At 45.9% G+C, this 8,326-nt stretch carries 7 protein-coding genes; 3 read left to right on the top strand and 4 right to left on the bottom strand.

Annotated elements, in window-relative coordinates:
* Window positions 1-117 precede the first annotated feature (117 nt).
* Both QUA34_RS29400 and QUA34_RS29395 read right to left on the bottom strand, forming a co-directional pair.
* Entirely contained in the window at window positions 118-561 is a 444-nt protein-coding gene (locus tag QUA34_RS29400) for a hypothetical protein (protein WP_333326636.1), read from the bottom strand.
* A 63-nt stretch (window positions 562-624) separates the two neighbouring features.
* Window positions 625-1,029 (bottom strand): NIL domain-containing protein, encoded by a 405-nt coding sequence (locus QUA34_RS29395; protein ID WP_333390989.1) that lies wholly within the window; start codon window positions 1,027-1,029, stop codon window positions 625-627.
* A gap of 178 nt (window positions 1,030-1,207) precedes the next feature.
* Here QUA34_RS29395 and QUA34_RS29390 point away from each other — a divergent pair, with 178 nt between their 5' ends.
* The 3 genes from QUA34_RS29390 (at window position 1,208) to QUA34_RS29380 (ending at window position 7,005) form a co-directional block, all read left to right on the top strand.
* The gene (locus QUA34_RS29390) at window positions 1,208-1,810 is read left to right on the top strand and encodes a thioredoxin family protein (protein WP_333082553.1); all 603 of its coding nucleotides are present in this window, start codon (window positions 1,208-1,210) and stop codon (window positions 1,808-1,810) included.
* A 405-nt stretch (window positions 1,811-2,215) separates the two neighbouring features.
* Window positions 2,216-5,443, top strand: a complete 3,228-nt coding sequence (locus QUA34_RS29385; RefSeq protein ID WP_333390986.1) for an efflux RND transporter permease subunit — start codon at window positions 2,216-2,218, stop codon at window positions 5,441-5,443.
* Window positions 5,444-5,823: 380 nt separating this feature from the next.
* Window positions 5,824-7,005 carry an RtcB family protein gene (locus QUA34_RS29380; RefSeq protein ID WP_333326631.1) on the top strand — a complete coding sequence of 394 codons (1,182 nt, stop codon included), beginning with the start codon at window positions 5,824-5,826 and terminating at the stop codon, window positions 7,003-7,005.
* A gap of 120 nt (window positions 7,006-7,125) precedes the next feature.
* On the opposite strand, the gene QUA34_RS29375 is transcribed toward QUA34_RS29380, so the two are convergent.
* Window positions 7,126-7,497: a DUF4278 domain-containing protein gene (locus QUA34_RS29375; protein ID WP_333082558.1), complete on the bottom strand. Its 372-nt coding sequence runs from the start codon at window positions 7,495-7,497 to the stop codon at window positions 7,126-7,128.
* A 243-nt stretch (window positions 7,498-7,740) separates the two neighbouring features.
* A complete protein-coding gene (locus QUA34_RS29370) occupies window positions 7,741-8,085 on the bottom strand; it encodes a BON domain-containing protein (RefSeq protein WP_333082559.1) in 345 nt (114 codons plus the stop codon).
* Between the last annotated feature and the right edge of the window lie 241 nt (window positions 8,086-8,326).

Here is an 8,326-nt window from a genome sequence, read left to right as displayed (position 1 = left end):
TTTTTAAACTACGACTCATAAACGCACCATAAAAGCTATCTCTCTATTATATGCAACTTCACATAAAATTGGTATTACGAGTTATAGAATTTGGTTGGTTGAATTTCCCGTTCCTCATTAAGAGAATACGAGCCTGCCTGTTTTTAACCAAAACTCGCTCGCTCCCCCCAGCGCCACACCTGTTAAAGAAATGGTAGCTAATACCGCAAAAGCCCGCCAATTCTTCCAACCAGATATTTGAATATCGAGTCTTGCCAAAGCTCCGGCTGAAATCAAGAGTAAACAAGTAGCAAAAAGGTGCAGCCAAGCAAAAACTACCACTGCCACAAAAGCTCCTACAATAATAGAAAGAAAAGCACCGATATCACTCGAAAACCACCGCATGATTAATGCTTTTATGTCTCTCAGCGGGAACGACAAGGCGGCCGCCAACACTAGAATTGAAGCTATGGCTAGAAACCAAGTCAGGTGCGGGGGAACATCAAACTCTGATAATTTCCAGCCAAAAGTGAAATAAGTAACAAAAAGTAGAGTTAGGGAAACCCAAGAGTTTTTTTTCATCCAATGGCACAATTAGGAGAACCAGGGAAAAAAGATGATGCTTCCGATGAGTGTGTACAGTTTCTAGAGGTTAGTAGAAATAGCTTGCACCGGACAAGTAGGGATGCACTGCTCGCAAACGATACACCGCGATCGAGCAAAACTTAGTTTAAAGCTTTCTGGGTCAAGGGTCAAGGCTTCCGTCGGGCAAACTCCCGTACACAAACCGCAGTGAACACAGCTATCTTCGTCTATGAGTATTTCCCGACTGGCTAGGGAAACGCCGATATTTTGCGATCGCATCCAGTCGATCGCCGCTTCTAGTTGGTCGATATCCCCTGATAACTCTAGCACCAGTTTGCCCACTTGATTCGGAGCTACCTGAGCACGGATAATGTTGGCTGCAACATTAAAATCCTTTGCCAGTCGATAGGTGACAGGCATTTGGATCGATCGTTGGGGAAACGTCAGTGTTACCCGTTTTTTCACCCTGCAAGTCCTCGGTAATTTACAAACAATCTTTGTTATCTTATGTTTTAGCGCACTTAATCTAATTACTGCCTTTAGCACAAACTTTTATGAAATGGGTCTGATTATCTCAAAATGTGCTATAATCTGAATCTATTATTTAAAATAAAAACATAGAAATCAAAGCGCAATTTATTTTATGACCCAGAATTCGCCCAAGTCAACGGTCGCCCCCGTCGCCAAAAATCCCGAAACAAAAGTCGCCACGCGCCTCAGAAACTTATTGATCGTGTTAACAGCGATCGCCCTTTCAATATCCATCTTCTTCGGGCTGCAAACCCAAACGCCGTCAAGCAGTCTCACCGACATGGCAAAAGCTTCAACGCCATTAGAAACAGCTTTGGTAAATGGGAAACCTACACTCATGGAATTTTATGCTAATTGGTGCGGTAGCTGTCAGGCAATGGCTAACGATTTGAGCGAAATTAAACAGAAATACGCCGAACCGCTAAATTTTGTGATGCTGAATGTAGACAATGACAAATGGCTGCCAGAAATTACCAAATATCGAGTAGACGGCATTCCGCACTTTGTCTACTTGAACGATAAAGGCAGCGCCGTTGCTGAAACGATGGGCGAAATGCCGCGCAGTATTATGGAAGCTAACTTAGAAGCTTTAATTGCAGGAAAACCTCTGCCACACGCCCAAGCTGGCGGTCAAGTTTCTAATTTTACTCCCCCCACAGGGCCTGTGAAAACAAGTAGCTCCGACCCCCGCGTCCACGGCTCTCAAGTACAGTAAAAGAAGGAAGAAGGAAGAAGGAAGAAGGAAGAGGGAAAAGGGAAGAAGACTTTAGGAACAGGCAAGATGCCTGTTCCACAAGAAAGTTTATTTGTTGTGGAACAGGCAAGATGCCTGTTCCTGATGGCGATAACTTACAGAGATTCAAAATCCCCTCGCAATTTCTGCCAATCTGCATTTTGGGCGATCGACTACCTCTAAAGGAATATTCAAAAAAACATTTTTGACAATTTATTAAAATTTATTATACTACTTGTCAGGTGCAGAGCGTAAATATTCTCTCACTGCCTATACAAAATAAAGCCTGAGCGAAAACAATTTGGTCGCCAGCCCCGCGATTCATTCCTTTGCAGGCTGGCTGACTGGGTAAACTTTTCAATTCAAAAATCTAAAATCTAAAATCAAATGACCCCCGACAAACCCGGATTCAGCATTAGCGCGACCGCGATTCGTCGCCACATCGGCACCCTCATGCTGACACTTGCGATTATAGTCGTGGGCATTTTCTACATCACCCAACTGCCCGTTGACTTGCTGCCCTCCATCACCTATCCCCGCATCAGCGTGCGGTTAGACGCCCCCGGAATCTCGCCAGAAGTTGCAGTTGACGAAATTACCCGCCCCCTCGAACAAGGACTTTCAGCGACAGAAGGAGTCACGCAAGTTTTTTCCCGCACTCGCGAAGGACAAGTCAGCGTCGATTTATTCTTCAGACCAGGAGGCGACATCAACCAAGCCCTCAACGACGCGACAGCCTCCGTCAACCGCATCCGCAACCGACTTCCCGATACAGTTGAATCGCCGAATCTGTTTAAATTTGACCCTTCTCAACAGCCGGTTTACGAATTTGCCCTGACTTCAGACTCGCGACAAGGGGTAGATTTGCGGGTATTTGCCGATGACGAATTAGCCAGGGAAATTAACGTTATTCCCGGAGTAGCTTCCGTTGACGTTTCCGGCGGCGTTCAAGAAGAAATTCAAGTTAATATTGACCTGAACCGGCTGCAAAGTTTAGGAGTTAATCTTAATGACGTTTTTAATGCTTTGCGTTCGCGCAATTTAGACACTTCCGGCGGCCGGCTGCGGCAAGAATCTAACGAACCGCTGACGCGCACAATCGGTCGCTTTAGAACCGCCTCTGAAATTGCCAATCTTTCCTTTCAAGTATCCGGTTCCAACCCGCCAAAACGAGTTTACCTGCGCGATTTTGCTCAAGTCAATGACGGCACGGAAGAACAGCGAGTCAAAGTTTTTCTCAATCAAAAACCTGCCGTTAAAATTAGCATCTTAAAACAGCCGGACGCCAACACAATTACTGTTGTAGACGGAGTTAAAAATCGCATCAAAGAAATGCAGGAGTCCGGCTTAATTTCTGCAGACATGACCGTAGTTACTACCTTAGACGAATCCCGATTTATCCGCAATTCCTTAGCGGATGTGGCGAATGCGGGGGTTTCAGGCGCAGTGCTGGCTGCGATCGCAGTTTTGTTCTTTTTAGGTTCCCTCCGACAAACCCTGATTATTTCTTTGACTATTCCCCTGTGTACTCTAGCAGCCATTATTTTAATGCGGCTGTTCGGCTTGTCCCTGAACTTGTTTAGTTTAGGCGGTTTAGCGTTAGGAATCGGTCAGGCGATCGACACCAGCGTAGTTATTTTAGAAAATATTGTAGTCGGTCTAGACAGCAACCCTCATCTGAAAAAAGGCAGAATCAAATATCGAAAAGAACGCACGATAGAAGAGTCAGTATTGCGGAGTGAAGAAGTAGAATCAGCAATGGTTGCTTCCACAGCAGCCAACTTAGTATCAGTGCTGCCATTTTTGCTGATCGGCGGCTTCTTTTCTCTGCTATTTAACGAATTAATTTTGACAATTAGCTTTGCAGTAGCAGCATCTCTGCTAGTAGCTTTAACGGTAGTGCCGATGCTGACTTCTCGCCTGATGGGAATGTCTTATTCCAGCAATATCAGTCAGTTCGGGCCGATCAAACATTTCAACCGCGGCTTTGAGAACGGTACGCGGGCTTACGGTTCGATGCTGTCAAAAGTTCTGAGTTTGCGGTTAATTATCATTGCACTTGCTTTTGTGATTTTAGGCGGTGGCACTTGGGTGATGGCGGGTCAAATTCCCCAAGAAATTTTGCCGAGAGTTAATACAAGTCAAGCCAGATTATTTGCTTCGTTTCCTCCGGGGACTAACTTGGAAACCAATCAAAAAGTGATTGCAGCAGCCGATAAACTTCTGCTCGCACAGCCAGAAACAGACTACACTTTAACGACAGCAGGGGGGCTGCTTTTCGGCAACAATACGGTGGAAAATTTGCTCCGGGGAAGCAGCACAATTACGCTAAAACCAGGTACGAATACCACCAATTTTACGGAGAGAATGACGGAGGAATTTAAAAAACTTGACCTTCCTAAAGGAACTCGTCTGCGGCTAGTTCCAGAATCGATTAGGGGTTTAGTTTTAACTAATTCTCCCGTGCGGGGTGGCGAAATTGATGTCGTGGTTCAGGGGGAAACTGAAGAATCATTGGAGGAAGCAGGCCGTCAGATATTAAAAGAATTAGATGAGAAGGTAAAATTAGCCCGGTTTCGGCCGGAGGCAGACGCGCCGCAGTCAGAGGTACAAATTCGTCCAGACTGGGAAAAGGCCGCTGTGTACGGGCTGACAGCCCAAGATATTGGGGAGACAATTCAGACAGCAATTGAAGGTGCTGTTCCCACTCAGTTGCAGCGGGGAAACCGATTAATAGATGTGCGGGTGCAGTTCGATCGCAATTCTGTAAAAAATACTTCCCAACTCGGGCAAATTCCCTTATCTGGCGGCAATAATACCATCATCCGTTTAAGCGACGTGGCCAATATTACGATCGGCAAAGCGCCGGCAGAAATTCAGCGCCTCAATCAGCGGCAAGTCTTCTTAGTTGTCGGAAACTTGAATAAGGGTGCAAGTCTGGGCGATGCTGTCCAGCAAGTGGATGCAGTTTTATCAGAACTTAAGTTGCCGCCCGGAGTAAGAATTCTGCCGAGTTCGGCTGCTGAAACTAATGAACAATTGCAAACTTCTCTCAAGCTGTTGGGGGGATTGGCGACTTTTCTAGTGTTTGTAGCGATGGCGGTGCAGTACAATTCTCTGGTTGACCCGCTGGTGATTTTGCTGACAGTGCCGCTGGCGTTGGCGGCGGGAGTATTTGGGCTTTATGTGACCAAAACTGCGATCGGTGCGACGGTGATGATCGGTGCAATTTTGCTCGTGGGAATTGTGGTGAATAACGGCATCATTATGATCGAGTTGGCGAACCAAATTCTGGAAGAGGAAAAGGTCGATCGCACAACAGCAATTCTCAGGGCGGCACCTCAGCGCTTGCGGCCGATTTTGATGACAACTATTACTACAGTTTTGGGTTTATTTCCCCTAGCTTTGGGCATTGGAGAGGGTTCGGAATTCTTGCAACCACTGGGTGTGGTGGTGTTTTCCGGTTTGTCGCTGGCAACTTTGCTGACGCTGTTTATTATTCCGTGTTTCTATATTTTGCTGCACGACTTCTTTGGGATGTTTGCAGCGAAGAAGAAACCGCAGACAGTTGCTATTCCTGTGCAGAAGGCGGGGAGAAAGAATGCGAATTTGTAAAATGTAGCGTCAGCTTTTTACGCACTGGCCCGCAATCCGGCAGGGGTTTAAACCCCTGCCTCAAAGCTCAAGTCGGTTAAAACCGACTGTAGATTTTGACGGGAAGTGCGATCGATTTTAGTCCTCTTTCAGAGGACTTTCGCTATGAGACAGGGAATTCATTCCCTGTCGGACTGTCCGACTTACAAACAATACCGCTACTGCATTTGATGTGAAGTTGACGCGGCAAGCATTAGTGGGTAAGGTGCGTCAGTAAACATTTTATGACTCCCAAAAGAAATTCCCGACTGACACACCCTACAAGAATTAGTGTTTTTGACATCCGTTGCTATGTTACAATAATACTACATAACAAACTGGCAAAACCAACTTAAACAAAAATGCCCTACGAAAAATTAGACATATCAACCCCAAAACCCGTGCTATCTTGGGCAAATCACGCCCTAGGCGAAAAAGAAACCAAGATGACCGCAAACGTAGCATCTTTGCCATTTGTATTCAAACACGTCGCACTAATGCCCGATGTACATTTAGGAAAAGGTGCTTTAGTCGGTTCCGTAATTGCCACAAAAGAAGCAATTATTCCGGCTGCTGTCGGAGTTGATATTGGTTGCGGGATGGCTGCTATTAAAATGCCTTTCACCGCTAACAAATTAGAAGGCAAACTCAAACAAATTCGCCTCGATATCGAAGCCGCAATTCCCGTGGGATTTGCGGAAAACAAGGAAGTAGAAAAAACTGTCACCAACTGGCAGGGATGGGGTGAGTTTAAGCAACTTCATCAAGGCGTCCAGCACCAAAATAATAAAGCCTTAAAACAAATGGGTTCCCTCGGCGGCGGCAATCATTTTATTGAGGTTTGCGTTGATACAGAAAACTTTGTTTGGCTGATGCTGCATTCCGGTTCTCGCGGCATTGGAAATTTGCTCGCACAGCAGCACATCGAGACTGCTAAAGATTTAGCGAAACTGGCAGAAATTAATCTGGCTGACAAAGATTTGGCTTATTTTGTAGCGGGTACGCGGGAGTTTGCCGCTTACTGGCACGATTTGCAGTGGGCGCAAGATTATGCTCGTTTTAATCGCGATGTAATGATGAATCGGTTTAAGCGAATTGTGGAAAAGCACGTCGCGGGAGGCAAATCTGTTAAGCCGTTATTAGAGGTGAATTGCCACCACAATTACGCGGAAAAAGAGGTGCATTTTGGCGAAGATGTGTATGTGACTCGCAAGGGTGCTGTGCGCGCAGATGTTGAGGATTACGGGATTATTCCTGGTTCGATGGGGGCGAAATCTTTCATTGTTAAAGGGAAGGGAAATGCTGAAAGCTACTGTAGTTGCAGTCACGGTGCGGGGCGGTTGATGTCTCGCACTCAAGCTAAAAATGTATTCACTCTCGATGATTTGGTGCGGCAGACTGAGGGGGTTGAGTGCCGGAAAGATGAGCAATTTTTAGATGAAATTCCGGGGGCTTATAAGCCGATTGATGAGGTGATGAGTCAGCAGTCGGATTTGGTGGAAGTTGTGGCGACGCTGAAGCAGGTGGTTTGCGTGAAGGGGTGACAGAAACTGGTTTATTTGTACTTCACTTACCTGAAAATTGCTTTATGGGAAGAGGGGGGAAATCAAGCCGCTGTTGATTTCCCCCTCTTGACAAACGCTTTGTTTTCGGAAGCTTTTTCTCTAACACACCATGTGTCTCGACTCAATTTCTAGCAAGCGCAGCAGTGTTTCATCGCCCTTGGCTTTGGCTGCTTCCTTTCTACGATCGAGAATATTGCAAATATTCGCTTGATGCACTTGCGCCACTTCCACAACTGTTGGGTAATATTCCCCCCTCGCTGAGGCGCGAGCTGCTGCGACATCCCGATCGCCAGCTTGAGCATCTCGCTTTTTGGTATTGTTTGTGCCACCGTATTTTTTGGGGTTGGGAATGTGTCTCGGATACCGATAGTTCCAGTTTTGGCCCCGATATTTGCCCGCGACTTCGCCTTCGATCATATCAACTGTCGGAATGTCGTACTCGTAGTTTGAACCGCGATAAGTCAGTTTCATATTTTTTGATCCTTATATTTATGGAGATAAAAAGGGCAGTCAGGTCAGGGTTGGTTTTCTTTGCTAAAACTTTTTTAGTTTCTGTATTCAATTATACTGTTTTTTGAGATAAATCAATTTTATTTACAATAATTAATATTTTGAGGGGGGGGACGGCAACAAAAAACCCGCCGCAGCGGGTTTAATCGAGTTTTTGGCTAATTTGAGCAGCACCCGGAGCGAGACTGCTTCGGTTCCCAAGAACTAGCCGACTGTCACCTGATCGGTTTGCACGTTTGTGGCACCTTCTTCAGCAGAGGCGATCGCCACCAACTTGTCGAGAATTTCCTGACTAGGAACTTGACCTTTGAGAACAACCGTGCTGCTGAGCTGAGCTACATAAACAGTCTCGATATCAGCAACTTCTGCATCGGCGTCAAAAGCTAAAGCAACCCGCTTCGCTAAGCCACTTTCGTCAAAATTTCCGTCTGGGCCGACTTTAGCAGGAGCGATGGATTGCGCTTGTGCTGCTTGCTGTACTACTTGTGCCATCGGTTCAGCCTGGGGTGCAGGCTTTTCGAGTCCGAACAGTCTTTTAAACCAACCCATAGTAGTTGAGTCTCCTGAAAATACACTTTTTACACAATAGCTCTAGAAGTCCAAAAGACTTGTAATTGTTGCAAAACTCAGTGAAATTTCTCACAATGTTTTCCGGCAGACTTTCACAATCTCAAATCTCCTCTGATATCCAGATGTTGATTTTGCTATTTTATGTAGGGCTTGCTGAATATATCGAGCGCATATTACGTGGGCTGGGTTAAGAGAGCGTGCGATCGAGAGTAAAGTGCAA

The organism is Microcoleus sp. POL10_C6, assembly GCF_036701585.1.
In the GTDB taxonomy this organism is placed as follows: Bacteria; Cyanobacteriota; Cyanobacteriia; order Cyanobacteriales; family Microcoleaceae; genus Microcoleus.
The sequence above is the reverse complement of the archived record's forward strand: the minus strand, read 5'-3'. Positions and strand labels throughout refer to the sequence as shown.